The organism is Rhodanobacter sp. Root561, assembly GCF_001427365.1.
GTDB lineage: Bacteria > Pseudomonadota > Gammaproteobacteria > Xanthomonadales > Rhodanobacteraceae > Rhodanobacter.
Genome location: NZ_LMGH01000014.1, coordinates 85,586 through 109,450, shown reverse-complemented (window position 1 = coordinate 109,450; position 23,865 = coordinate 85,586). Strand labels below are relative to the sequence as shown.

At 67.8% G+C, this 23,865-nt stretch carries 20 protein-coding genes and 1 pseudogene; 17 read left to right on the top strand and 4 right to left on the bottom strand.

The genetic code is table 11. The annotated features are described in order from the left end of the window. The first annotated feature begins 48 nt into the window (after positions 1-48). On the top strand, positions 49-807 hold the full coding sequence (locus ASD55_RS14490; RefSeq protein WP_056767131.1) for an RNA methyltransferase: 759 nt from the start codon (positions 49-51) through the stop codon (positions 805-807). A gap of 55 nt (positions 808-862) precedes the next feature. Here the strand turns inward: ASD55_RS14490 and ASD55_RS14485 are convergent, their stop codons facing one another. Then, positions 863-2,185 (bottom strand): hemolysin family protein, encoded by a 1,323-nt coding sequence (locus ASD55_RS14485; protein WP_056717061.1) that lies wholly within the window; start codon positions 2,183-2,185, stop codon positions 863-865. Between the two features lie 146 nt (positions 2,186-2,331). Between ASD55_RS14485 and ASD55_RS14480 the strand changes: the two genes are divergently transcribed. Next, positions 2,332-2,961, top strand: coding sequence for a hypothetical protein (locus tag ASD55_RS14480; RefSeq protein WP_007805738.1), 630 nt, complete (start codon positions 2,332-2,334; stop codon positions 2,959-2,961). A gap of 78 nt (positions 2,962-3,039) precedes the next feature. Continuing rightward, positions 3,040-4,152, top strand: a complete 1,113-nt coding sequence (locus ASD55_RS14475; RefSeq protein ID WP_056717062.1) for an inorganic phosphate transporter — start codon at positions 3,040-3,042, stop codon at positions 4,150-4,152. Between the two features lie 12 nt (positions 4,153-4,164). On the opposite strand, the gene ASD55_RS14470 is transcribed toward ASD55_RS14475, so the two are convergent. Next, on the bottom strand, positions 4,165-4,569 hold the full coding sequence (locus tag ASD55_RS14470; RefSeq protein ID WP_056717063.1) for a hypothetical protein: 405 nt from the start codon (positions 4,567-4,569) through the stop codon (positions 4,165-4,167). Between the two features lie 66 nt (positions 4,570-4,635). On the opposite strand from ASD55_RS14470, the pseudogene ASD55_RS14465 reads away from it, so the two are divergent. The 5 genes and pseudogenes from ASD55_RS14465 to ASD55_RS14445 all read left to right on the top strand — a co-directional run. Further along, positions 4,636-4,962: pseudogene (locus ASD55_RS14465) on the top strand (MGMT family protein); the annotation flags it as partial. Positions 4,963-5,206: 244 nt separating this feature from the next. Further along, on the top strand, positions 5,207-7,033 hold the full coding sequence (gene recQ, locus ASD55_RS14460) for a DNA helicase RecQ (RefSeq protein WP_056717065.1): 1,827 nt from the start codon (positions 5,207-5,209) through the stop codon (positions 7,031-7,033). A gap of 305 nt (positions 7,034-7,338) precedes the next feature. Then, positions 7,339-8,763 carry a sugar porter family MFS transporter gene (locus tag ASD55_RS14455; protein ID WP_056767129.1) on the top strand — a complete coding sequence of 475 codons (1,425 nt, stop codon included), beginning with the start codon at positions 7,339-7,341 and terminating at the stop codon, positions 8,761-8,763. A 156-nt stretch (positions 8,764-8,919) separates the two neighbouring features. Next, positions 8,920-9,942 carry a LacI family DNA-binding transcriptional regulator gene (locus tag ASD55_RS14450; RefSeq protein WP_056767127.1) on the top strand — a complete coding sequence of 341 codons (1,023 nt, stop codon included), beginning with the start codon at positions 8,920-8,922 and terminating at the stop codon, positions 9,940-9,942. 96 nt (positions 9,943-10,038) lie between these two features. Then, positions 10,039-12,921: an EAL domain-containing protein gene (locus ASD55_RS14445; protein ID WP_056767125.1), complete on the top strand. Its 2,883-nt coding sequence runs from the start codon at positions 10,039-10,041 to the stop codon at positions 12,919-12,921. Here the strand turns inward: ASD55_RS14445 and ASD55_RS14440 are convergent. Further along, positions 12,918-13,841, bottom strand: coding sequence for a LysR family transcriptional regulator (locus ASD55_RS14440; protein ID WP_056767123.1), 924 nt, complete (start codon positions 13,839-13,841; stop codon positions 12,918-12,920). The genes ASD55_RS14445 and ASD55_RS14440 overlap by 4 nt on opposite strands. Positions 13,842-13,944: 103 nt before the next feature. On the opposite strand from ASD55_RS14440, the gene ASD55_RS14435 reads away from it, so the two are divergent. The 9 genes from ASD55_RS14435 to ASD55_RS14395 all read left to right on the top strand — a co-directional run bounded on the left by ASD55_RS14435 (position 13,945) and on the right by ASD55_RS14395 (position 22,558). Then, positions 13,945-14,694: an SDR family oxidoreductase gene (locus tag ASD55_RS14435; protein WP_056767121.1), complete on the top strand. Its 750-nt coding sequence runs from the start codon at positions 13,945-13,947 to the stop codon at positions 14,692-14,694. 129 nt (positions 14,695-14,823) lie between these two features. Next, positions 14,824-15,564: an SDR family oxidoreductase gene (locus tag ASD55_RS14430; protein ID WP_056767119.1), complete on the top strand. Its 741-nt coding sequence runs from the start codon at positions 14,824-14,826 to the stop codon at positions 15,562-15,564. A gap of 157 nt (positions 15,565-15,721) precedes the next feature. Further along, on the top strand, positions 15,722-16,180 hold the full coding sequence (locus ASD55_RS14425; RefSeq protein WP_056767118.1) for a MarR family transcriptional regulator: 459 nt from the start codon (positions 15,722-15,724) through the stop codon (positions 16,178-16,180). A 56-nt stretch (positions 16,181-16,236) separates the two neighbouring features. Then, positions 16,237-17,742, top strand: a complete 1,506-nt coding sequence (locus ASD55_RS14420; protein WP_056767116.1) for an efflux transporter outer membrane subunit — start codon at positions 16,237-16,239, stop codon at positions 17,740-17,742. Next, entirely contained in the window at positions 17,739-18,890 is a 1,152-nt protein-coding gene (locus ASD55_RS14415) for an efflux RND transporter periplasmic adaptor subunit (RefSeq protein ID WP_056767114.1), read from the top strand. Before ASD55_RS14420 ends, ASD55_RS14415 begins: the two co-directional genes overlap by 4 nt. A gap of 20 nt (positions 18,891-18,910) precedes the next feature. Then, a complete protein-coding gene (locus tag ASD55_RS14410; protein ID WP_056767112.1) occupies positions 18,911-20,440 on the top strand; it encodes an MFS transporter in 1,530 nt (509 codons plus the stop codon). A 146-nt stretch (positions 20,441-20,586) separates the two neighbouring features. Next, on the top strand, positions 20,587-20,916 hold the full coding sequence (locus tag ASD55_RS14405; RefSeq protein WP_056767110.1) for a hypothetical protein: 330 nt from the start codon (positions 20,587-20,589) through the stop codon (positions 20,914-20,916). 250 nt (positions 20,917-21,166) lie between these two features. Continuing rightward, on the top strand, positions 21,167-21,607 hold the full coding sequence (locus tag ASD55_RS14400) for a DsrE family protein (protein WP_056767109.1): 441 nt from the start codon (positions 21,167-21,169) through the stop codon (positions 21,605-21,607). A gap of 30 nt (positions 21,608-21,637) precedes the next feature. Continuing rightward, entirely contained in the window at positions 21,638-22,558 is a 921-nt protein-coding gene (locus ASD55_RS14395) for an SDR family NAD(P)-dependent oxidoreductase (RefSeq protein WP_056767107.1), read from the top strand. Between the two features lie 25 nt (positions 22,559-22,583). Here ASD55_RS14395 and ASD55_RS14390 read toward each other — a convergent pair whose 3' ends face one another. Next, positions 22,584-23,825 (bottom strand): patatin-like phospholipase family protein, encoded by a 1,242-nt coding sequence (locus ASD55_RS14390; protein WP_056767105.1) that lies wholly within the window; start codon positions 23,823-23,825, stop codon positions 22,584-22,586. Between the last annotated feature and the right edge of the window lie 40 nt (positions 23,826-23,865).

Sequence of the window (23,865 nt, the reverse complement as noted above, 5' to 3'; positions counted from 1 at the left end):
CCCTTGTCCACTATCCTTGTCGACCCGCACCGCCAATCCGTCCAGCGCATGACCGATCTCCACGACCTCGCCGCCCGCATCCGTTACGTGCTGGTGCGCACCTCGCATCCGGGCAATATCGGCAGCGCGGCGCGGGCGATCCGCACGATGGGCTTCCAGCGACTGGAGCTGGTGACGCCGTACCGCTTCCCCGACCCGGAGGCCAACGCGCTGGCTGCGGGCGCGGACGACGTGCTGGCCGGGGCCGGCATCCATCGCGAGCTGGTTGAAGGCCTGGCCGGCACCAGCCTGGCGCTGGGCTTGTCGGCGCGCCGGCGCGGGGTGAATCTGCCGGAAATTTCCCCCCGCGAGGCGGCGCAACAGGTGCTGGCGGCGGCGATGCGCGGGGAGCAGGTGGCGCTGGTGTTCGGCAACGAGCGCACCGGGCTGGAGAACGAGGAACTGGCGCGCTGCCACGCGATGGTGCGGATTCCCAGCGTGGACGACTTCAGTTCGCTGAACCTGTCGCAGGCGGTGCAGGTGATGGCCTACGAGGTGCGCCTGGCGATGCTGGGCGACGACTTGCCCGCGCCGCCGCCCGAGCACGACGAGCCGCCGGCCGACGCCGCGCAGATGGAGCAGTTCTACCGCCACCTGGGGCAGACCCTGGACGATATCGAATTCCACAAGGGCCGCGAACCCACCACGATCATGCTGCGCCTGCGCAAGCTGTTCCAGCGCGCCCAGCCGGACGAACGCGAGTTGCGCGTGCTGCACGGCATCCTGGCGGACGCCCAGCGGATGGCCGGGCTGGCGAAAGATCGGTAATGGCCTGCTCCCTCCCCTGTGCAGCAGGGGAGGGCCGGGTGGGGTGCTCCTGGCCTTACTGCTCGTCGTCGGACGGTTCCAGCGACGGTGCCGGCGTGACCAGCAGCTTGTCGATGCGGGCGCCGTCGAGGTCGACCACCTCGAAGCGGATGCCGTGCCAGGCGAACACTTCGCCGGTCTGCGGCACGTGGCCCAGCGCGGTCATCACCATGCCGGCGACGGTGCGGAAATCGTGTTCGTCCTCGCCCGGTAGCGTGCTGATCTGCAGCAGTTCGCGCAGGTCGTCGGTGGGCAGGCTGCCGTCGATCAGCCAGCTGCCATCGGCGCGCTGCATGATCGGGCTGGCCTCGTTGCCGCCGCCGTGGCCGATCTGGCTGGCGCCCACCACGGCCGCCAGCAGGTCGTTGACGGTGACCACGCCCTCGATGTCACCGTACTCGTCGACCACCAGCGCCAGCGGCGTCTCGGCGTCGCGGAATTCCTCCAGCAGGTCCAGCGCGCGGGCGGCGGCGGGCACGAACAGGGGTTTCGACAGGTGTTCGAACAGTTCCGGCATGCCTTCGGCGAAGCTGTGCAGCAGGCGCTTGACCTCGACCACGCCGACCACGTCGCTCTCGTCGCCGCGGTAGACCGGGTAGCGCGAATACGGCGTTTCGCGCAGCACCTCGATGTTTTCCTCGCGGGTGCCGGCGATGTCCAGCCAGGCGATGCGCATGCGCGGGGTCATCACGCTGTCCACCGTGCGGTCGCCCAGGCGCAGCACCCGGTTCACCATGTTGTGCTCATCCGGGTCGAGCACGCCCTGTTCGGCGCTCTCGGCCACCAGCAGGCGGATCTCCTCCTCGGTGACCATGCCGCTACCGAGCTGGTTGACCCGCAACATGCGCAGCAGCAGGTTGCTGGAATGGTTCAGCAGCCACACGAACGGCGCGGTGATCCGCGACAGCACCAGCATCGGGATGGCCACGTAGGAGGCCACCTTCTCCGGCGAGGCCAGCGCCAGCCGCTTGGGCACCAGTTCGCCGAACACGATCTGGATGTACGAGATCAGCACGAAGCCGAGCACGATGCCGATGATCCGCGCGTAGGGCAGCAGCCAGGTCAGGCGCGTGCCCTCCAGGGCGGCGGCAATGTGGCCGCCCAGCGCGTCGCCGGCGATCGCGCCGGTGATCAGCATGACCAGGGTGATGCCGACCTGCACGGTGGACAGGAAGTGCTCCGGCGCCTCGGCGTGGCGCAATGCCGCGGCTGCCTTGCGGCTGTTCAGGGCCATCTGCTTGAGGCGGCTCTTGCGCGAAGCCACCAGGGCCATCTCCGACAGCGCGAAGAAGCCGTTGCACAGGGCCAGGACGAGGACGAGCGCGATTTGGGTCAGCATCGCGGCGATGATGGGCGAGGGTGCATGGGCACAGTGTAAGTGGTGTTGACCCTGCGCATCACCCTGCCGATGGACGCGGATTGATGCAGGGCAGCACGGCAGTCCTGTAACATCCCGGTCATTCCGTTCGATCAGGCGTAGCCCGCATGTTTTCACTGCAGACGATTTTCGGCAAAGGCGACAAGTTCTACGGTTTGCTCGAACAGAGCGCCGAGACCGCCCACGAAAGCGCCAAGGCGCTGCACGAACTGCTGACCCGGCCGGGCGCCGAGCAGGTGATGGCCGCGTTCGCGGTGACCCGGGCGCGCGAAAAGGAACTGGCTGCGCAGATCAGCGAAGGCCTGGTCAACACCTTTGTCACCGCGCTGGATCGCGAGGACATCGAGGCCCTGAACTCCGCCCTGTACAAGATTCCCAAGACCGTGGAGAAGTTCGCCGAGCGCTATGAGATCGTGGCCGGGCGCCTGGTCGGCGTGGATTTCGCCCAGCGCGCGCTGGTGCTGGAGCAGTCCAGCGCGGTGGTGGTGCAGATGGTGCACGAGCTGCGCCGCGGCCTGCGCATCGACCCGGTGAAGAAGCTGCAGGATCGCCTGCAGGCGCTGGAGTCCGAAGGCGACCGCATGCTGCTGGCGCCGTACCGCACGCTGTACGTGGAAGGCGGCGACGTGATGCGGGCGATGTTGTCCAAGGATCTGTTCGAGCTGATCGAGAAGGCCATCGACAAGTGCCGCGACGTCGGCAACATCGTCTATTCGATCGTGCTGAAGAACTCCTGAGGCCACGCCCGTGACCCTGTGCATTGCAAGCCGGCCTGCGACGCCGTGCGGGATTTCTCCCAGCTGCGGTGAGCGCCCATGAGCATCGTCATAGCGGTGGTGGTGATCGCGCTGGCCTTCACCTACATCAACGGTTTCCACGATACCGCCAACTCGATCGCCACCGTGGTGGCGACCAAGGTGCTGACGCCGGGGCAGGCCGTGCTGATGGCGGCCGGCACCAACCTGGTCGGCGCGTTCATGGGCACGGCGGTGGCCGCCACGATCGCCTCGGGGCTGATCAATGCCGGCGTCATCGAGATGAGCTCGCAGTTGCTGATCTGCGCGCTGCTGGCGGCAATCGTGTGGAACCTGATCACCTGGTGGCTGGGCCTGCCGTCCAGCTCCAGCCATGCGCTGGTCGGTTCGCTGGTCGGTGCGGCGATCGCCGCCTCGGGCAACAACTTCGATTCGGTGATCTGGGTCGAGGGCAGTGTGTTCAAGGGCCACGGCGTGATCCCCAAAGTGATCGTGCCGATGGTGCTGTCGCCGCTGGGCGGCTTCATCATCAGCTTCCTGCTGATGGGTGCGCTGTACGCGTTGCTGGCCTGGTTCGCCAACCGGCAGGGCTGGTCGCGCCGGTTCGGGCGCACGCCGTTCGTCAACGCGTTCTTCGGCAAAGCGCAGATCCTGTCGGCGGGCGCGATGGGCGTGGCGCACGGCATGAACGACGCGCAGAAGAGCATGGGCATCATCGCGCTGGCACTGGCCGGCGGCACCGCCGCCCACCAGTTCGACCAGTTGCCGCACTGGTTGAGCTTCCTGCGCATCGACGGCAACCCGGCCGGCGGTTTCGAAATCCCGGTGTGGGTGAAGGTGGTATCGGCACTGACCATGGCCGCCGGCACGGCCGGCGGTGGCTGGCGCATCATCAAGACGCTGGGCCACAAGATGGTCAAGCTGCATCCGATCAACGGCTTCGCCGCCGAAACCAGCTCCGCCGCGGTGATCCTGGTGGCGTCGGTGTTCGGCATTCCCGTGTCGACCACCCACAACGTGTCCGCCTCGATCATGGGCGTGGGCGCGGCCAAGCGCTTCAATGCGATCCGCTGGTCGGTGGTCGAGCGGATGGTGTGGGCATGGATCCTGACCCTGCCGATCACCGCGCTGCTGGCCTACGGCCTGGTGCTGCTGTTCCGGCTGGTGTCCTGAACGAAGTTTCGGCTACAGCGAATCGCTGCTGTTGGCGATGAGCTGCTCCAGCTCGTCGCCCAAGGTGCCTAGCTCGCCGACCACGCGTTGCAGCTCGGCCTGGTCGAGGAATTCGTAGGGACGGTTTTCGCACAGGTGCAGGTAGGGCGAGCCGTCCAGGTCGGCGACCGCGAGGAAACCGGTGCGCTGTTGCCAGTTGAAGCGCAGGCAGCGGTTCGGGTCGGTGCCGGCCAGCGGACCCACCGGCGTGGAGATGCGCAGATAGCGTCGTCCCGCCTCGTCCTCGAGCTCGGCCAGGTAGATCCCCTGGCTGCGATCCTGCGCCAGCTGCAGGTCAAAGCTGATCAGGTAGGGATCGTTGTGGCGCAGCTCGTGCAGGCTGCCGATGTGGGAACGCACGGCTTCGAAGTGGCGCATGGTGCGGCTTCCGCTGGCGAAGGTCGGAAGCTACTCTGACACGGATTCCCTTGCGCCGCGTGAACCATGAACGATGCCGCCGCCCGCATCTACGCCGCCATCGCCGCCATTCCGCCAGGACGCGTGGCCAGCTACGGCGCGATCGCCGCGCGCGCCGGCCTGCCCGGTCGCGCGCGCCTCGTCGGCCGGCTGCTGGGCGAAGTGCCCGACGGCATGGAACTGCCGTGGTACCGCGTGCTGCGTTCCAGCGGGCACATTGCGATGCCGCCGGGAAGCCGCGGCTTCCGCGAACAGTCGCGCCGCTTGCGCGCCGAAGGCGTCGAGGTAAAGAACGGCCGTGTTCCCCTGTCGCGGTTCGGCCTCGACGCCGATCTCGACCACGCGCTGTGGGGCCCCCCCCCCCGCTCCAATAAAGTAAAAGCGCCTCTTGCCTTCGCCTCCTCTCCCGCTTGCGGGAGAGGATTGAGGAGAGGGAAGCCCCCGCTCCCATAAAGCCAAAGCGCCCCTTGCCTTCGCCTCCTCTCCCGCCCGCGGAAGGGCCCCAGCCCCCTGTCATCGCCAACCCACACGCCCTCGCGCGTCCCACGCACACCCGCTTGCGCCAAGCGGCGCCCCTGCATTTGCTAGCATTCCCGGAATGCCCACTTCCCTCGACATTCTTCAAAGCGTTTTCGGCTATCCCAGTTTTCGCGGCCAGCAGCAGGCGGTGGTCGAGCATCTGGGCGAGGGCGGCGATGCACTGGTATTGATGCCTACCGGCGGCGGCAAGTCGCTGTGCTACCAGATCCCCGCGTTGCTGCGTCAGGGCACCGGCATCGTGGTGTCGCCGCTGATCGCGCTGATGCAGGATCAGGTCGACGCCTTGCGCGAGGCCGGCGTGGCGGCGGCGTTTCTCAATTCCAGCCTGGCGGGGGACCAGCAGCGCGAGGTCGAGAGGCAGCTGCTGGCCGGTGAGCTGAATTTGCTCTACGTGGCGCCGGAGCGATTGCTGACCTCACGCTTCCTCGACCTGCTCGAACGCACCGAAGTGGCGCTGTTCGCAATCGACGAGGCGCACTGCGTGTCGCAATGGGGCCACGACTTCCGCCCCGAATATCGCGAACTGGCGATCCTGCACCAGCGCTTCCCCGACGTGCCGCGCATCGCGCTCACCGCCACCGCCGATCCGCGCACCCGCGAGGAAATCGTCGAGCGCCTGTCACTGCAGGACGCGCGGCAATTCGTCTCCAGTTTCGACCGGCCCAACATCGGCTACCGGGTCGGCCAGCGCCACAACGCGAAGCGCCAGCTGGGCGAGTTCCTGCTCGGCCACGAGGGCGAGTCCGGCATCGTGTACTGCCTGAGCCGACGCAAGGTGGACGACACCGCCGCGTGGCTGGCCGAATCGGGCATCGAGGCGCTGCCGTACCACGCCGGCCTGGATGCGGCCACCCGTGCGAAGAACCAGCAGCGTTTCCTGCGCGAGGACGGCGTGGTGATGGTGGCCACGGTCGCCTTCGGCATGGGCATCGACAAGCCCGATGTGCGCTTCGTGGCGCATCTGGACCTGCCGCGCAGCATCGAGGGCTACTACCAGGAAACCGGGCGCGCCGGCCGCGATGGCCTGCCCGCCGAGGCGTGGATGATCTACGGCCTGTCCGACGTGGTCACCATGAGCCAGATGATCGCGCAGTCCGAATCGGCCGATGAGCGCAAGCGGGTCGAGCGGCAGAAGCTGGAATCCCTGCTGGCCTACGCCGAGGCGATCGATTGCCGCCGCCAGCTGCTGCTGGGCGCGTTCGGCGAAAGCTATCCCGGCCCCTGCGGCCATTGCGACAACTGCGTAGCGCCACCGAAAACCTGGGACGCCACGGTGCCCGCGCAGAAGGCGTTGTCGGCGGTGTACCGCACCGGCCAGCGCTTCGGCTCCGGCCACGTCATCGCGGTGCTGCGCGGGGAGGAGAGCGAGCGCGTGCTGAGCTTCGACCACCATCGCCTGAGCACCTTCGGCATCGGCGCGGAGCTGGACGACAAGCAGTGGCGCTCGGTGTTCCGCCAGTTGCTGGCGGCCGGCCTGCTCGAAGCCGACGCCGAAGGCTATGGCACGCTGCGGCTCACCGCTGCCAGCCGCGCTGTGCTCAGCGGCGGCAAGCAGGTGAGGCTGCGCGAGGACGCCCGCCCCGAACGCGCCACCCGGCGCCGGCGCGACAGCAAGCTGGTCACCGGCGATCCCCGTCATGGCGGCAGCCTGGGCATCGAGGCCTACGAGCAGCCGATGTGGGACCAGCTGCGCGCGCTGCGCACCCAGCTCGCGAAACAGCAGGGCGTGCCGCCCTACGTGGTGTTCCACGACGCCACCTTGCTGGCCATGCTGCGGGCGTTGCCGGCCAACGAGGACGAGCTGGCCAGCGTCAGCGGGGTGGGCGAGGCCAAGCTCAAGCGCTACGGCCGCGACTTCCTCGCGGTGATCAACGCGGCGGACTAGCTTTCGCCGCGGCGCACCGGTGGCGCCACCGATGATCCGCAAACGCCCGGCGCACGGCTGCGTCCGGGCGCCGTCGGCCGTTCCGCAAGCAGCATGGGAGCGCGGTCCCTGCGAGGTTTCCGGATCACGCTTGGCGAAACATGACAGCGCTGTCATAGTAGCCCCCGATGGCGTCAGGTGTGGGAGCGGGCAGGGGCGGGCACGGGCAGTCCGTGTCGGTTCCTGCATACGTATTCAGCCGGACAGCGCCGCACGCACACCGCAGAATCGACTGCGATGACTGGTCATGACGTTGGGGAGACGCGATGAGCACGATGGATGCAACCGGAGATGGCCTGGGGCGGCACGCCACGGCGCGAGTGGTACTGATTTCGGCGGCGGCCGCGCTGGGCGGATTCCTGTTCGGTTTCGACACGGCCGTGATCAACGGCGCGGTCGACGCGATCCGCGGCAGCTTCGCGCTGGACGCGGCGCAGATCGGCTTCGCGGTGTCCTGTGCCCTGCTCGGTTCGGCGCTGGGCGCCTGGTATGCGGGCATGCTGGCCAACCGCTTCGGCCGCGTGCGCACCATGCAGGTGGCGGCGGTGCTGCTGGTCGCCAGCGCGATCGGTTCGGGCATGGCCACCGCGGTGTGGGACCTGATCCTGTGGCGACTGGTCGGCGGCATCGGCGTGGGCGTGGCCTCGGTGATCGCGCCCACCTACATTGCCGAGGTATCGCCGGCAAACATTCGCGGCCGGCTCGGCTCGATGCAGCAGCTGGCGATCGTGCTGGGCATCTTCGCCGCCCTGCTCAGCGATGCCTGGCTGAGCGGTGCAGCGGGCGGAGCCAGCCAGCCGCTGTGGCTGGGCCTGGCGGCGTGGCGCTGGATGTTCCTGGTGGCCACCCTGCCGGCGCTGGTCTACGGCGTGCTGGTGCTGGGCGTGCCGGAATCGCCGCGTCACCTGGTGGCCAAGGGCCGCATCGACGAAGCCCGCATCGTGCTGCGCAAGGTGCTGAACATGCACAGCGAGGCAGCGCTGGACAGCAAGCTGCATGACATCGAAGGCAGCCTGCGTTCGGAACACAAGCCGCGCCTGAGCGACCTGCGCGGCAAGGCGGCCGGGCTGTTGCCGGTGGTCTGGATCGGCATCCTGCTGTCGGTGTTCCAGCAGTTCGTGGGCATCAACGTGATCTTCTACTACTCGTCCACCCTGTGGCATTCGGTGGGCTTCAGCGAGGCCGACTCGTTCACCATTACCGTGGTCACCTCGATCGTCAACGTGCTGGTGACCCTGGTGGCGATCGCGCTGGTCGACAGGATCGGCCGCAAGCCGCTGCTGGTGGTCGGCTCGGCCGGCATGGCGATCACCCTGGGCGTGATGGCGTGGTGCTTCTCGCAGGCCACCGGCAGCGGCGCGGAGCTGAGCCTGCCCGGTTCGGTCGGCATGGTGGCCCTGGTCGCGGCGAACGCCTACGTGGTGTTCTTCGGCGTCAGCTGGGGCCCGGTGGTCTGGGTGCTGCTGGGCGAGATGTTCCCCAATTCGATTCGCGCCACCGCGCTGGCGGTGGCCGCCGCGGCGCAGTGGCTGGCCAACTTCGCCATCACCAGCAGCTTCCCCGCGCTGGCCGAACTGGGCCTGACCTTCGCCTACGGCCTGTATGCCGGCTTCGCCTTGCTGTCGCTGCTGTTCGTATTGTCCGGCGTGCGCGAGACCCGCGGCGTCGAACTGGAGGACATGCGCGCATGAACGCCTTCCCGCAGAAAAAGCCTGCCGCGGTGCAGCTGGCCTGTGCCGCGCGCGAGCAGCGAAGGAGCCGATACGACGCGCGCCGCGCAAACCGGCTAGGATTCGGAAACGACGGCACGGCGCCGTCGCAAGGGATGCCGGCGGATCGCGTTGCGGATGAAGGCAAAGGCCACTTCAATCGACATTGCCCACCTGGCCGGGGTATCCCAGGCCACGGTGTCGCGTGCGCTGCGTGGCAGTCCGCTGGTCAATGAGGAAACCCGGCGGCGCATCCAGGCCGCCGCCGACCAGCTCAACTACAAGGTCGACAAGAACGCGTCCAACCTGCGCAAGATGCACACCGGCACGCTGGCGCTGCTGTTCTTCGAGGACCCCACCGCCGACGAGTCGCACATCAATCCGTTCTTCCTGTCGATGCTGGGCTCGATCACCCGCGCCTGTGCCCTGCAGGGTTACGACCTGCTGATCTCGTTCCAGCAGTTCTCGCACGACTGGCATGCCGACTTCGCCGACAGCAAGAAGGCCGACGGGCTGATCCTGCTGGGCTACGGCGATTACCTGGCCTATACCGACAAGCTGGAAAAACTGGTCGGCCAGGGCACCCGCTTCGTGCGCTGGGGCGCGGTGCTGCCGGACCAGCCCGGCGTGTCGATCGGTTGCGACAATTTCGCCGGCGGCCTGGCGGTGGCCGAGCACCTGCTCGAGCGCCGCTGTCGCCGCATCGCGTTCCTGGGCGATGCCTCCAGCCACTACCCGGAATTTTTCGGCCGCTATCGCGGCTACGTGCAGGCGCTGGAACAGGCCGGCATCGCGGTCGATCCGGAGCTGCAGCAGAACGCCGAAAGCACCGAGCACTCCGGCTACGAGGCGATGCGCGGACTGATCCTCAACGAAACCGGCTTCGATGCCGTGTTCGCTGCCAGCGACCTGATCGCGATCGGTGCGATGCGTGCGCTGAGCGACCACGGCATGCGCGTGCCGCAGGATGTTGCGCTGGCCGGCTTCGACGACATCCCCATGGCCAGCTTCGTCAACCCGCCGCTGACCACTGTGCTGCAGGACACCCGCCAGGCCGGCGAAGTGCTGGTCGACAGCCTGCTCGGCTTGATCCGGGGCGAGCCGGTGGACAGCGAAGTGCTGCCGGTGAAGCTGATGGTGCGCCGCTCCAGCCTGCGTTGATGAAGGCCTGGCCGGCCGCCGTTGCGGCTGGTGCGGGTGATCCCGTAGTCTGCGGAGGTTGTCCGGATTCCTCCGCATGACAGGATCGAGAGCGCCATGGATCGCACCACGTCCGAGCTGGAATTTCACCAGGTGTTCGAGCGCATCACCGATGCGTACGTCGCGCTGGATCGGGACTGGCGCTACATCTACCTCAATGCGAAGGCCTGCGAGTTTTTCGGTCGCCGGGCGGAAGACCTGATCGGCCGGCACATCTGGACCGAATTCCCCGAAGGCGAGGGCCAGCCGTTCCAGCGCGCCTACGAACAGGCGATGGCCGACCAGCAGCCGCGGCAGATCGAGGCATGGTATCCGCCATACCAGCGCTGGTTCGAGAACCGCATCTATCCGTCGGCGGAAGGCCTGACCATCTACTTCCTCGACATCACCGAACGCAAACGTGCCGAACAGGAATTGCTGCAGCACCAGCGCATGTTGTCGCAGGCGCAGAAGGTGGCGCACGTTGGCAGCTGGGAATGGGACATCGCGGAAAACCGGGTGACCTGGTCGGAGGAGCTGTATCGCATCTATGGGGTGACGCCGGGGCAGCACGCCGCCACGTTCGAGTCCTACCTGGCGCTGGTGCATCCGCAGGATCGCGAACGCGTGCAGCAGACGATCGCCCAGGCCGTGACCGGAACGCAGCCGTTCGAGTTCGAGGAACGCATCGTGCGTCCGGACGGTGCGGTGCGCACCCTGCTCAGTCGCGGCATGGTCGAGGTCGACGCCGCCGGTCGCGCCGTGCGCCTGATGGGCGCCTGCCAGGACATCAGCGAACGCAAGCGCGCCGAACAGTTGGAGGCCGGCCAGCACGAAATCCTGGCCGGCATCGCGGCGCAGCGTCCGCTGGCGCAAAGCCTGGCGCAGATCGCCCACCTGCACGAGGCGATGAACCCCGGCGCGCTGTGCTCGCTGCTGCTGCTCGACGAAAGCGGGCAGCACGTGCTGCACGGCGCCGCGCCGAGTCTGCCCGAGGCCTACAGCCGCGCCCTGCATGGCCTGGAAATCGGCGAAGCCAGGGGTTCCTGCGGCACCGCTGCGTGGCGGCGCGAGCGCGTGGTGGTGGCCGACATCGCCAACCATCCGTACTGGGCCAACTACAAGTCGCTGGCGCTGGCGCACGGCCTCAAGGCGTGCTGGTCCACGCCGGTGCTGGGCAGCGGCGGCAAGGTGCTGGGCACCTTCGCGGTGTATTTCCGCGAACTGCGCGAGCCACGTCCGGAAGAGCTGTACAGCATCGACCGCATGTTGCCGCTCACCGGCGTGGCGATCGAAAGCGAGCAGCTCATCCGTCGCCTGCGCGAGCGCGACCGCTTCTTCGAGATGTCGCTGGAAATCTTCTGCATCATCGATCCGGCCACGCAGCGGCTGGTGCAGTTCAACCCCTCGTTGCCGCGCGTGACCGGCTACTCCGCCGACGAATTGAAGTCCCGCAGCTACCGCGAATTCCTGCGCGTGGAAAGCGACGTGTTCGACGTCGATCCGATGCAGCAACTCGATGCGGCCGGCCAGCGCATGCACGATTTCGTCAGCCGCTGCATCTGCCGCGACGGCAGCGAACGGCAGCTGGAGTGGGTGTCATTCGTGGCGCCCGACGGGCTGGTCTATGCCGTGGCGCGCGACATCACCGAGCGGCGGCGGGTCGAGGCCGAACTGGCCTACGCCTCCAGCCACGACCCGGTCACCGGCCTGCAGCACCACCTGCTGCTGGAACACGCACTGGCGGAAATCCTGTGCTATCCGAACGTGCCGGCGTCGGTGCTGGTGGTGGGCCTGGACCGCTTCCAGCTGGTCAACGCCTCGGTCGGTCATCCCACCGGCGACGACGTGTTGCTGCGCCTCGCCACCCGGTTGCAGACGGCGCTGGGCGGGCGCGGCCGGATCGCCCGTTTCGCCGGTGATGAATTCATGGTGACGGTGGCCGGGATGCCTCCCGCCGCGGTGCTGGAACTGGCCGAGGTGCTGCGGGCGGTGGTGGCCGAGCCGATCGAGGGCGAGGATTACCGACTGCTGCTGACCGCCAGCGTGGGCGTCAGTCATTCGTCCGCGCACGGCACCGATGCGAGGAACCTGCTGCGCCGCGCCGAGGCGGCGATGAGTCAGGCCAAGCAGGAAGGGCGCGACCGCGTCTGCGAATTTTCGCTGGCGCAGATGCAGGAACTGGAAGACCGCCTGCTGCTGGGCAATCACCTGCGCGATGCGATCCGGCTGGACGAGCTGGAGCTGCACTACCAGCCGCAGCATGCTGCCGCCGGCCTGCGGCTGACCGGTTTCGAGGCGCTGCTGCGCTGGAACTGCCGCCAGCTCGGGCAGGTTTCACCGGCCCGCTTCATCCCGATTGCCGAAGCGCTCGGCCTGATGCACGAGATCGGCGGCTGGGTGCTCGACGTGGCCTGCCGCCAGGTGCGCGAATGGCTTGACCTGGGCTATCGCGACTTCACCGTTGCGGTGAATGTCTCGGCCCAGCAACTGCAGCGGCCCGGGCTGCTGGCCCAGGTGGCCGCTTCGCTGCAGCGTCATGCCGTGCCGCCGGCGATGCTGGACATCGAGATCACCGAAAGCTCGCTGATGGAAAACGTGGGGCGGGTACAGCGCACCCTGGCCGAGCTGAAGGCGCTGGGCATCAAGCTGTCGCTGGATGATTTCGGCACCGGCTATTCCAGCCTGGCCTACCTCAAGCAATTCCCGATCGACAAGCTGAAGATCGACCAGATCTTCGTACGCGACCTGCCGCAGGACGCCGCGGATGCAGCGATCGTGCGCACCATCATCGCGGTGGCGCACGAGCTGCACATGGGCGTCGCAGCCGAAGGCGTGGCGACCGCGGAACAGGCGCAGTTCCTCGTCGGCGCCGGCTGCGACGAACTGCAGGGCCACCATCTCGGTCACGCCCTGAGCGCCAGCGACGCAGCCCGACGCCTCGACGCCGCGCGCGGCTAGCGGTTCTCCGCGGGCACCGGCAGTCCCTGGATCAGCCGCTTCGCCAGCCGTGGCTGGCGCAATTGCTCCAGCCACCAGCTCAGCGCGCGACCTTCCTGGTCGCTGCGCCAGGCGACGTAGAGCGTGTTCGGCTCGCGCGGCTCGCTCATGCTCTTCTCGACCAATTGGCCACTCCGCAGCAGGGCGCTGGCGCGATGTCGCGGCAGCCAGCCCGCGCCCAGGCCATCGCGCTGGGCAAGGATCTTGGCGCGCATGCTGGGCACCGCCAGCGTCGCCTGCCCACCGACGATGCCGTAGGCGCGGCCGACGTTGCGCGAGGAGTCGGCCACCACCACCGAACGATGGGCGCCGACCGCGTCCTGTGACAACGGCGCGGGCGCCTTCGCCAGCGGGTGTCGCGGCGATACGGCGAACACCCAGTCCATCGTGCCCAGCTCGAACCAGCGCAGCTTGGGCATCGCCGGCGGCTCGTTGGTGGCGCCGACCACCAGTTCTGCCCGGCCTTCGCGCAAGGCTTCCCAGGTGCCGCCGAGCACCTCGTGGGTGAGGCGCAGGCGCACGCCGGACTGCAACGCATCGAACGCACGGATCACCGGCAGCAGCGTCTCGAACTCCAGGATCTCGTCGGTGACGATGTGTAGCCGGTCTTCCCAACCGTTGGCCACCTGCTTTACGCGCTGGTTCAAGCGGGCCACGTCCTGCACCAGCCGCGCGGCCTCGTGGGTGAGCAACTCGCCGGCCGGGGTCAGCTGCAGGCGGTAGCGGCGGCGGTCGAACAGCAGCGCGTCGAAACGTGTTTCCAGCTGGCGTGCCGCATGCGAGACGGTCGAGGGCGCCTTGCCCAGGTGCGCCGCCGCGCGGGACAGGCTGCCGGTGCTGCGGATCGCCTCCAGCAGGGCCAGTTCGTCGTCGGACAACATGTGCAACTCCTTCGAACGAGTTCGTCGAAACGATGGTACGGCAAACACCGCGCCGGCGATCAGGATGGCTCCACTGAAACACCACCCATCGCTGGAGCACATCATGAATCGTTTCGAAGGCAAGTCCGTACTCGTCACCGGCGGCAGCAGCGGCATCGGCCTGGCCGCCGCCCATGCGTTCGCCGCCGAAGGCGCGCGCGTCATCATCACCGGCCGCGACAGCGCCGCGCTGGCCGAGGCCAGGGCAGCGCTGGGCGGCAACACCATCGCCCTGCGCAACAATGCCGGCGTAGTCGCCGAGGCGAAGGACCTGGCTGCCGCGCTGGCCAGCCAGCAGATCCGCCTCGACGCCGTGTTCATCAACGCGGGCATCGCGAAATTCGCCTCGCTCGCCGACGTCGACGAGGCGCTGTGGAACCAGGGTTTCGACACCAACGTCAAGGGCGCCTACTTCCAGATCCAGGCCTTGCTGCCGCTGCTCAATGCGGGCGCCTCGATCGTGCTGAACGGTTCGATCAACGCGCACATCGGCATGGCGAATTCATCTGTCTACGCCGCCAGCAAGGCCGCACTGATCTCGCTGGCCAGGACATTGTCGGCCGAACTGTTGCCACGCGGCGTGCGCGTCAACGTGGTCAGCCCCGGCCCGATCAGCACGCCGCTGTACGGCAAGCTGGGCATGGACGCCGCGACTTTGGAAGCCACCGCCGCCCAGATCCAGGGCCAGGTACCGTTGGGCCGTTTCGGCACGCCGCAGGAAGTGGCGGCCACCGTGTTGCATCTGTCGGCTGCGGAATCGTCCTTCATCGTCGGCAGCGAAATCATCATCGACGGCGGCATGAGCCAGTTGTAAGGCAGGGCAGGCGCCTCGGATCGCCGTATTGATCAAGGTCTGGCGTGTTCCTGCAAGACCGGCGGCGATCCGTGCGCGATCGTCGCGATCGTACCCGTCACTCATGCAGGGAATTCCAGGAACACCTCATTGCAGGGCAAGGTTGCCTTGGTCACCGGCGGCAGCGCCGGTATCGGCCTGGCCACGGCCAGGGCTTTCATCGACGCCGGCGCGTTCGTCTACATCACCGGCCGGCGCCAGCCGGAGCTGGATGCGGCGATCGCCGCGCTGGGCCCGCAAGCCGTGGGCATTCGCGCCGACGCGGTCAGCCTGGATGACATCCGTCGCGTGCTTTCGCGGATCGCCGAAGATCATCGCCGGCTCGACGTGCTGTACGCGAACGCGGGCTTCTACGAGTTCGGCCGCCTGGGTGACATCACCGAGGAACACGTCGATCGCAGTTTCGACACCAATGTGCGCGGGCTGGTCTTCGCAGTGCAGGGCGCGCTGCCACTGATGCGCGACGGCGGCTCGGCGATCCTCACCGGCTCGATCGTGGCCACCCGGGGCGCCGAGGCCTTCAGCATCTACGCCGCCAGCAAGGCAGCCGTGCGCTCGCTGGCGCGCAGCTGGGCGGTGGAACTGAAGGACCGTGGCGTACGCGTCAACGTGGTCAGCCCCGGCCCGATCGACACCCCCGGACTGGGCGGCCTTGCCGGTGAGCCAGCCAATCTGGCGCCACTGAAACAGCACCTGGCCTCGACCGTGCCGATGGCACGCATGGGCCGACCGGAGGAAGTGGCCCATGCCGTGCTGTTCCTGGCTTCGGACGAGGCCAGCTTCATCACCGGCGCCGAGCTGACCGTCGATGGCGGGGCCAGCCAGCTCTGAGGCAAGCCGATCCTTTCGTCCATGGGCGGCCTGTTTGTTACATGCGTGAAGGCCACAGTGGCCGATGATTCGCGCACATCCGTGACGCCATCTTGAATTATGACTTGACAGAAACAGCCTAGGCAGATAAATTGCGGCCGTCATCGAGGAGACGGGCATGAAAACGCCGGAAGCAGGCATCGTTGCGCAACTGGGTACGGGCGAACTGGGTTTCCTGGTCACCGGCGTGCGCACGGCGATCTGGAACTCGATCGAGAAGGAGTTGCAGCCACTGGACATCACCGCCGCCCAGTTCGTGGTGTTCAACAGCATCGCCAAGGGACGCGGCAGCAGCATCGGCGAATTGTGCCGAGTGCTCGGCTACGACTCCGGCGCGATGACGCGGCTGCTGGACCGGATCGAGAAGAAGGGGCTGGTGCGCCGCGTGGCCAACCCGGAGGACCGGCGCAGCTACCTGATCGAACTGACCGAGGAAAGCGCGGTGCTGGTGCCCAGGGCGCGCCGTCTGGTGCAGAAGGTGTTCGGCCGCCTGCTGCAGGGCTTCAGCGATCGCGAGGCGGCGGCGCTCAAGTCGTCGCTGGAGAAGATCCTGGAAAACGCCGCAAGCACGGACTGACTCGTTTTTTCCGGCATATATCTGCCTAGGCTGTATTTGCACTTGAGGCTTTGAAGATGCTCCAGATTTCGCGCCGCTCCCCATTCGCCACGCCCGTGCGGGCCTGGTTGCCGCCACTGCCTGTCGTGATGCTGGCGCTTTCGCTGGCCGGCTGCGCCAGCATGGGCGGACTGCACACTCATGCCACGCCGATCGATCCGGCCGGGGTGGCGGCCAGGAACAGCCTGGCGGACACCGCGTTCTCTCCCGCCGCGTGGCCGCGCGAGCACTGGTGGAAGGGCTACGGCGATCCCCAGCTCGATCGTCTGATCGACGGCGCGCTCGACGGCCAGCCCGGCCTGCGCATCGCCGAGGCACGGGTGCGCCAGGCGCAGGCGCTCGCCGAGGTGGCCGGTGCGTCGCTGTATCCGCAGGCGAATGCCAGCCTGCGCAGTACGCGTCAGCGCTTCAGCGAGAACGGCACGGTGCCGCCGCCGATCGCCGGCAGCTGGCAGACCATCAACGACCTGTCGCTGGGTGTCGGTTACGAGCTGGATTTCTGGGGCAGGAACCGGGCCGCGGTGGACGCGTCGCTGGGTCGCGCGAAAGCCGCCGAGGTCGATCTGCAGGCCGCGCGGCTGATGCTCACCACGGCGCTGGCGCGCACCTATCTGCGGCTCGACCTGGCCTGGGCGCAGCGCGATCTGGCGCAGGCCACGCTGAAGCAGCGCGAGCAGACCCTGGAACTGACCCGCCGGCGCGTCGTCGCCCAGATCGACTCGCAGCTGGAACTGACCCAGGCCGAAGCGGCGTTGCCGGCGGTGCGCGAACGCATCGCGGCGATCGACGAATCGATCGCCCTGATCGACAACCAGCTGGCAGCCTTGCAGGGCAAGGGGCCGGATGCCGGTCTGGATATCGTCCGGCCGCGGCTGGCCAAGGTGGGCGAAGTCAGCCTGCCCAGCCAGCTGCCGGCCGAGCTGATCGGCCGCCGCCCCGACGTGGTCGCCGATCGCTGGCGGGTCGAAGCGGCCAGCCAGGAGGTCAAGGTCGCGAAAGCGCGCTTCTATCCGAACATCAGCCTCAACGGCCTGGTCGGCCTGCAGAGCCTGGGCTTTGGCAACTTCCTCGACGCGGGCAGCCGCGAGCTTGGCGTGGGTCCGGCGATCTCGCTGCCGATCTTCGACGGCGGTCGCCTGCGCGGCAATCTCGGGGCACGGCAGGCCGGCTACGACGTCGCGGTCGAGCACTACAACGCCACCGTGATCGCGGCGGTGCACGACGTGGTCGACCAGTTGGTATCGCTGCACTGGCTGCAACAGCGCGTGCACGAACAGGACCAGGCGCTGGCATTGAGCCAGCACGCCTGGGAGCTGGCCCGGGCGCGCTATCACAGCGGATTGGCGAACTACCTGCAGGTGCTTGCGGCGGAAGGGCAGGTGCTGGCGCAGAAACAGCAACTGCTCCAGTCGCAGTCGCGCCAGCGCGAACTGCGCCTGAACCTGATCCGCGCACTGGGCGGCGGCTACCAGCCCGCGGCCGCACCCGATCCCGTTTCCGTTGCCCAAGGGAGCCAACCATGAACACCGAAGCCAATACCACGCCGACACCGCCGCGCTCACGCGCCGGCCAGCTTCTCGGCATCGCCGTGGTGGTCCTTGCGCTGATCGCAGCCGCGCTGTGGTGGCTGCTGGCCGGCCAGTACCGCGAGACCACCGAAGACGCCTACGTCGACGGCAACGTGGTGGCGGTCACGGCCCAGGTCAGCGGCGTGGTCACCGCGATCGCCGCGGACAACACCGATCACGTCGACGCCGGCAGCAACCTGATCAAGCTCGACGACACCGATGCCCGGCTGGCGTTGGCTCGTGCCGAGGCGCAGCTGGCGCGGACGGTGCGCCAGGTGCGTGCGCAATACGCCAACGTCGGCCAGACCCGCGCCAACCTTCAGTTGCGCCAGGTCGAGCTGACCCGCGCGAAGGCCGACCTGGCGCACCGCCGCGAGCTGCTCGCCAGTGGCGCGATCTCGGGCGAGGAGGTCAGGCACGCCGAGGACGCCGTGCGCGCCGCCACCGCCGGGCTCGACGTCGCCACCCAGCAACTGGCCGGCAGCAGCGCGCTGGTCGGGCGCACCTCGATCGCCAGCAACCCGGACGTGCTGGCTGCGTCCTCGCGGGTGCGCGATGCCTGGATCGCCGTCCATCGCACCGAGGTGCCCGCGCCGGTCACCGGCATGGTGACCAGGCGCAACGTGCAACTGGGACAGAAGATCAACCCGGGGGTGTCGTTGATGTCGGTGGTGCCGCTGGATCACCTGTGGGTCAACGCGAACTTCAAGGAGTCACAATTGCGGCATATCCGCATCGGCCAGAAAGTGGAACTGGTCGCCGACGTATACGGCAATGACGTGGTCTACCACGGCAGCGTGATCGGCCAGGAGCCGGGTACCGGCAGCGCGTTCTCGCTGCTGCCGGCGCAGAACGCCACCGGCAACTGGATCAAGGTGGTGCAGCGCGTGCCGATCCGCATCGCGCTGGACCCGCAACAGGTGGCGAAGCACCCGTTGCAGCTGGGCCTGTCGATGAAGGTCAGCGTGGCCACCCGCGATCGCCGCGGCAGCCGGCTGGTGATGCGCGATTCGGGCGACCACGGCTATCGCACCGACGTCTTCGCGCACGAGCTGGCCAGCGCCGATGCGGTCGTCGACCGGATCGTCGCCGCCAACCAGTAGATGCGCAGGAGAGCCTGGCCATGAATGCACGCGCGCCCGGATTCACGCTGTACGCCACGATCTTCGTGCTGACCGCGATCGAGTTCCTGCAGCTGAGCATGGTCGCCTTCAGCGCCGGTCCGATCATGGGCGAGGTGAGCATCACGCCGGAGGATTTCAGCCTGATCGCGGCGATCTATGCCAGCGTGGCGATCCTGGTGATCTCGATGCAGCGCTGGTTCGTCACCCGCCTGGGCGGTCGCCTGCTGATCCAGTGCGCCACGGCGATCTCCCTGCTCGGCGCGGTGCTGTGCGCGACCAGCCACGACTTCGCCTCGTTCCTGCTCGGCCGTTTCGTGATGGCGCTGGGCGGCGGCGCGCTGTTCACCTCGGCGCGCATGATCATCCACAACCGCCTGGCCGGGCCGAAGCGTTTCGTCGGCATCAAAAGCCTGGCCTACGGCGTCGCCTCGTGCATCGCCGCCGGCCCATGGCTGGCCGCGCAGGCGGTATCGGCCGATACCTGGTCGGCGATCTTCTGGTTGCTGGCGCTGCTCGACGTGGCGGCCTTCCTGCTCGCCAGCCGCAGCCTGGACAACAGCCTGCGCGGCTACGAGCCCGGTCGCAGCGATTGGAACCCGTGGTTGCAGCTGTTGCTGGCCGGCGGCAGTTTCGGACTGCTGTATGCCCTGCAGCGTCTCTACTACGACTACTACGGCGATGCCGCGTTCGTGGCTGGCGTGCTGGTGCTGGCCGTCATCGCGCTGATTTTCTACGCGCATCGCCAGCGGGTGCATGGTCGGCCGCTGCTGCATCTCGGCGGCATGCTGCACACCCGTTTCGTCGCCGGGGTCAGCCTGTTCCTGTTCGGCTACCTGATGCTGGGCGCGAACAACTACGTCATCCCGTCCATGCTGCTGCGCAGCCTGGGCTACTCATGGGAAACCGTGGGCCACTTCGAGGCGATCGGCGCGCTGGCGGCGGTGGTGACCTTCACGGTGGTGTCGAAGCTGCTACCGAAGCACCCCTCGCCACGCAAGTTCTGGATCACCGGCTTCGTGGCGCTGGCCGCGTTCGGCCTCATGCTGGGCCGGATCGATCCGGCGGCCAATCCCTGGCTGCACATCCTTCCCGCGCTGGCCTGTTACAACGTGTTCCTGCTGACCGTGCTGCCGATCACCGCGATGCAGGCGTTCCGCCAGATGGAGGGCGACGAGACACTGTTCTCCAATGCCCAGCAGGTGAAGAACATGCTGGCCCAGGGTGGCATCGCGCTGGGCATCACGCTCGCCACGCTGGGCCAGCAGTGGCGCACCACCGTGCACTACAACGTGCTCAACGCCCAGGTGGCGCCGGACAACCCCGCCTACCTCGACACCATCCACCATCTGCAGGCTGCGCTGGCCGGCAGCGTCGGTCCTGCCCAGGCCGCGCAGATCGCGGTGGCCCGCGTGGCGCAGGCACTGGCGCAGCAGTCGGCGCTGCTGGCGAACATCGACCACTTCATGCTGATCGCCGCGCTCGGCCTGCTGGGCATCGTGGTCACGCTGGTGCAACGGGTGTTCCGCTGACGGTCGGTCATCGGTACCCGCCTGGTCCGCGCGTTCGGACGGCAGCGCAGGAAAGCAAGAAAAGGACAATGCGGCGCAAGAACGCGCAAGCCCCGCCGCCACGGCATGCCTAATCTCACCAGGTAACGACGAGGAGGAGCATCGCGATGAAGGCAGGCCACGTATCGCGCCCCGCCACGGGCGCCGCCCTGAGCGCCTTGCTGAGCGCGGCCTACCGCGCTGATCCGCGTGACCGGCTGATCTCGCCGATCGGCGACTGCGAATACAGCACGCTGTTCGGCCGCATTCCCGCGGCGCAGGCGGTCCTGCGCGTGGCTGCGCAGATCGAGCCGGAGCCGGCGGCGGTGATGGACTGGTATCGCCAGGAACGCATTGCCGAGTTCGGCCACCTCACTGCCGAGCAACTGGTGTCGCTGGGCCGCGCCGAGGCGGTGGTCGTCTTCCTGTGCTCGATCCGCGATGGCCAACGTGACTGAACTCCCCGGCGCGCCGCGCCAGGCCCTTGTCGACACGGCGTGAGTTCATCTCCGGGCGCCAGGCTTGTCCGGATCGCGCGACGCCCGCACGGGCCGGCGGACGGCTGAAGAAGTTTCGCCAGGTTGCGTTGCGTTTGAGCCAGGTTGCGCAGTGATGGAGAAACATCGCAAGAAGCATTGACCGGGCTTCGGGCGAGGCGTTTCCTCGCCTCGTGACGATTCGTCGCGCTCTCCAGAAAGGCACTTCCCCATGACCAGTCAGGATCAGGCACTCCACATTGACATACCGGTCAAGCTGGACGAGGTCAGGAACGTCTTCAGCATCGCCTCGCTTTCGTTCGAGGGCGACCTGCCCGCGGCACTGTTCCATGCAGGCCTGATTGTGAACGACATCGCCGCATGGCAGGCGAGGTCCCGCATCGTCGTGATCTTCCATACCAACGCAGGACACGCGACGCTGCACGACGAGGCGTACGACAGGGAGCGGCACATCTCGACCGGCAACCCGTACCGGGAGCTCATCGAGGACCTCATGGCCCGGGGCGTCGAGTTCGAACTGTGCGGGGCCACGGCGCAGGCGCATGGCTGGGTCAACTCGGACACGTTGCCCGGCATCAAGGTCAACACCGACGCCATGGCAAGGACGACACAACTCGTGCAGGAAGGCTTCGTGAAGATATCCGAGTCCTGAACGGCCGCGAGATCCCCGCAGGAGCCGCACATGCCATTGATCCAGACACCCTTCGACTTCCATTCCACCGCTGACCAGGTGCTGTCCGGCGTGAACCTCGCGGGGAAACGCGCGATCGTTACCGGCGCGTCTTCCGGCATCGGGGTGGAAACAGCACGCGCGCTGGCGCGTGCCGGCGCGCACGTCACGCTGGCCGTGCGGAATGTCGAGGCTGGCGAGCGCGTCGCGGCAGAAATCGCGGCGGCGGTCGAAGGGGCGAATGTCACCACCCATCGACTTGACCTCGCCGAGATGGCGAGCGTGCAGGCGTTCTGCGATGGCTGGTCGAAGCCGCTCCATATCCTGGTCAACAATGCAGGAATCATGGCCAATCCGGGACTGGAGCGAACCGGACGCGGCTGGGAAGGACAATTTGCGACCAACTACCTCGGCCATTTCGCGCTGACGCTCGGTCTGAAGGATGCGATGGCCGAGGCCGCCGGTGCGCGCGTGGTTTGCGTCAGCTCAAGCGGGCATCTGCTGTCGCCCGTGATATTCGACGACCCGCATTTCAGGTTCCTGCGCTACGACCCGTTGACCGCTTACGGCCAGTCCAAGACGGCTTGCGTGCTGATGGCGGTGGAGATCGCGCGGCGCTGGGGCAACACCTGTGGCATCCAGGCCAACGCCCTGAACCCGGGGGCCATCCCGACCCGGTTGCAACGGCATGTTGGTGGATTGAGGACGCCCGAGGAGCGGCGCAAGACGATTGCACAAGGCGCGTCCACCTCCGTCCTGCTGGCAGCCTCGCCGTTGCTTGCGGACGTGGGCGGACGCTACTTCGAGGACTGCAACGAGGCCGCCGTGGTGAGCGAGCGTCCGGACAATTACACGGGTGTCGCGGCCTATGCCCTCGATGCGGAAAACGCCCTGCGCCTGTGGGAGATGTCGTTGTCGCTGCTGAGCCGATAGCCGCCGGCGACTACGCGACGACGATTCAATGCGCCGCGTCGAATGCCGCCGCCGGACAGGCCGGTGCGTCCGATGCCGTGGCGGCGTGATTCGCGCCCATGTTGCGCCGTACCGATTGCTCCGGGGTCATCCACGCCAGCCCCTGCGCGGCGCAACCGGCGGCGAAGTCGAACAGCGCCAGCATCTGCGTCTGATCGAAGTCGATGAAGCTGGTCTGCGGATAGTCCACCGGAATTTCGGTCAGCAGGAATTGCATGCCCAGCCGGTGCGAGGCGGCGATGTTGTCCACGATCGCCTCGCGTGTCTTGTAGGTGAGTTCGGCGGCCAGCGCGCTGGAGACGATGTCGATGGTGTTGTAGCGGGTGGTCTGCGGCGCCCGCGCCAGCTGGCCGTTGACCAGCATGTACAGATGCGCGCCGCGCAGCAGCGGCAGATCGGTGGACTGGATGCCGGCGATCAGCGGCGTGCTGAACACCGAGGTGGTGACGCCGCCGTCCACGTGCATCTCGTCGTAGACGTGGTCACCGTCTCGCACGCGGATCAGCACCGGCGGGAACACGCCCGGCACGCTGGCCGAGGCGATCAGCACGTCGCGAAACAGCGTGCGCGCCGCGTCGCCGCCATGCCGGGCGATCTTGCCCAGGTCCCACAGCACGGTCTCGTGCTTGTCCAGGTCGGTGGTGGCCACCACCAGCCGGCGGCCAGTTGTCGCTTCGCGCGCCACCGCTTCGATCATCTGCGGCGTGACGAAATGATCGACCAGCTGGAACAGCGCGTTGTGGTGCGGCAGGCCGCGCGGCGACAGCAGTCGGGACAGCACGGTGCGGGTGGGCGAATGCAGCAGCCGCGCGCTGCGCTCGCCGGTGAACGCCTCCTGCATGCGGGCATCCCACTGCGGCCCGAGGAACGCGAACGGGGCCAGCAGCGCGCCGGCACTCACGCCGGTGACCATCTCGAATTGCGGTCGCGCGTGCGCGCGCGTCATGCCGGCCAGCACGCCGGCACCGTAGGCGCCGCCCGAGCCGCCGCCGGACAGCGCCAGGATGTCGACGGTGCCGTCGTGCGCCGCGCTGCGCATGCCGCCGAAGAAGTCGGGGGCCAGCGCGGTGAAGTTCTTCAGGTCGGTGGTGACCAGTCGCACGTCAGGCGAAAAGCCCTCCGGCGCCGCCGCGCCGATCAGTTCCGGTGGAGCGGGCAGTCGCGGGACGGTCCCGCAACCGGCCAGCAGCACCAGCGCGAACATCAGCAACCCCGGCTTGCATCGCATCGCGTGGTCCCCGGCGATGAACAGTGTTCGCTCAGTATGC

Coding starts and splice junctions, on each gene's coding strand:
- ASD55_RS14490 (WP_056767131.1), top strand. CDS start 49: ATGACCGATCTCCACGACCTCGCCGCCCGCATCCGTTACGTGCTGGTG.
- ASD55_RS14485 (WP_056717061.1), bottom strand. CDS start 2,185: ATGCTGACCCAAATCGCGCTCGTCCTCGTCCTGGCCCTGTGCAACGGC.
- ASD55_RS14480 (WP_007805738.1), top strand. CDS start 2,332: ATGTTTTCACTGCAGACGATTTTCGGCAAAGGCGACAAGTTCTACGGT.
- ASD55_RS14475 (WP_056717062.1), top strand. CDS start 3,040: ATGAGCATCGTCATAGCGGTGGTGGTGATCGCGCTGGCCTTCACCTAC.
- ASD55_RS14470 (WP_056717063.1), bottom strand. CDS start 4,569: ATGCGCCACTTCGAAGCCGTGCGTTCCCACATCGGCAGCCTGCACGAG.
- recQ (WP_056717065.1), top strand. CDS start 5,207: ATGCCCACTTCCCTCGACATTCTTCAAAGCGTTTTCGGCTATCCCAGT.
- ASD55_RS14455 (WP_056767129.1), top strand. CDS start 7,339: ATGAGCACGATGGATGCAACCGGAGATGGCCTGGGGCGGCACGCCACG.
- ASD55_RS14450 (WP_056767127.1), top strand. CDS start 8,920: ATGAAGGCAAAGGCCACTTCAATCGACATTGCCCACCTGGCCGGGGTA.
- ASD55_RS14445 (WP_056767125.1), top strand. CDS start 10,039: ATGGATCGCACCACGTCCGAGCTGGAATTTCACCAGGTGTTCGAGCGC.
- ASD55_RS14440 (WP_056767123.1), bottom strand. CDS start 13,841: ATGTTGTCCGACGACGAACTGGCCCTGCTGGAGGCGATCCGCAGCACC.
- ASD55_RS14435 (WP_056767121.1), top strand. CDS start 13,945: ATGAATCGTTTCGAAGGCAAGTCCGTACTCGTCACCGGCGGCAGCAGC.
- ASD55_RS14425 (WP_056767118.1), top strand. CDS start 15,722: ATGAAAACGCCGGAAGCAGGCATCGTTGCGCAACTGGGTACGGGCGAA.
- ASD55_RS14420 (WP_056767116.1), top strand. CDS start 16,237: ATGCTCCAGATTTCGCGCCGCTCCCCATTCGCCACGCCCGTGCGGGCC.
- ASD55_RS14415 (WP_056767114.1), top strand. CDS start 17,739: ATGAACACCGAAGCCAATACCACGCCGACACCGCCGCGCTCACGCGCC.
- ASD55_RS14410 (WP_056767112.1), top strand. CDS start 18,911: ATGAATGCACGCGCGCCCGGATTCACGCTGTACGCCACGATCTTCGTG.
- ASD55_RS14405 (WP_056767110.1), top strand. CDS start 20,587: ATGAAGGCAGGCCACGTATCGCGCCCCGCCACGGGCGCCGCCCTGAGC.
- ASD55_RS14400 (WP_056767109.1), top strand. CDS start 21,167: ATGACCAGTCAGGATCAGGCACTCCACATTGACATACCGGTCAAGCTG.
- ASD55_RS14395 (WP_056767107.1), top strand. CDS start 21,638: ATGCCATTGATCCAGACACCCTTCGACTTCCATTCCACCGCTGACCAG.
- ASD55_RS14390 (WP_056767105.1), bottom strand. CDS start 23,825: ATGCGATGCAAGCCGGGGTTGCTGATGTTCGCGCTGGTGCTGCTGGCC.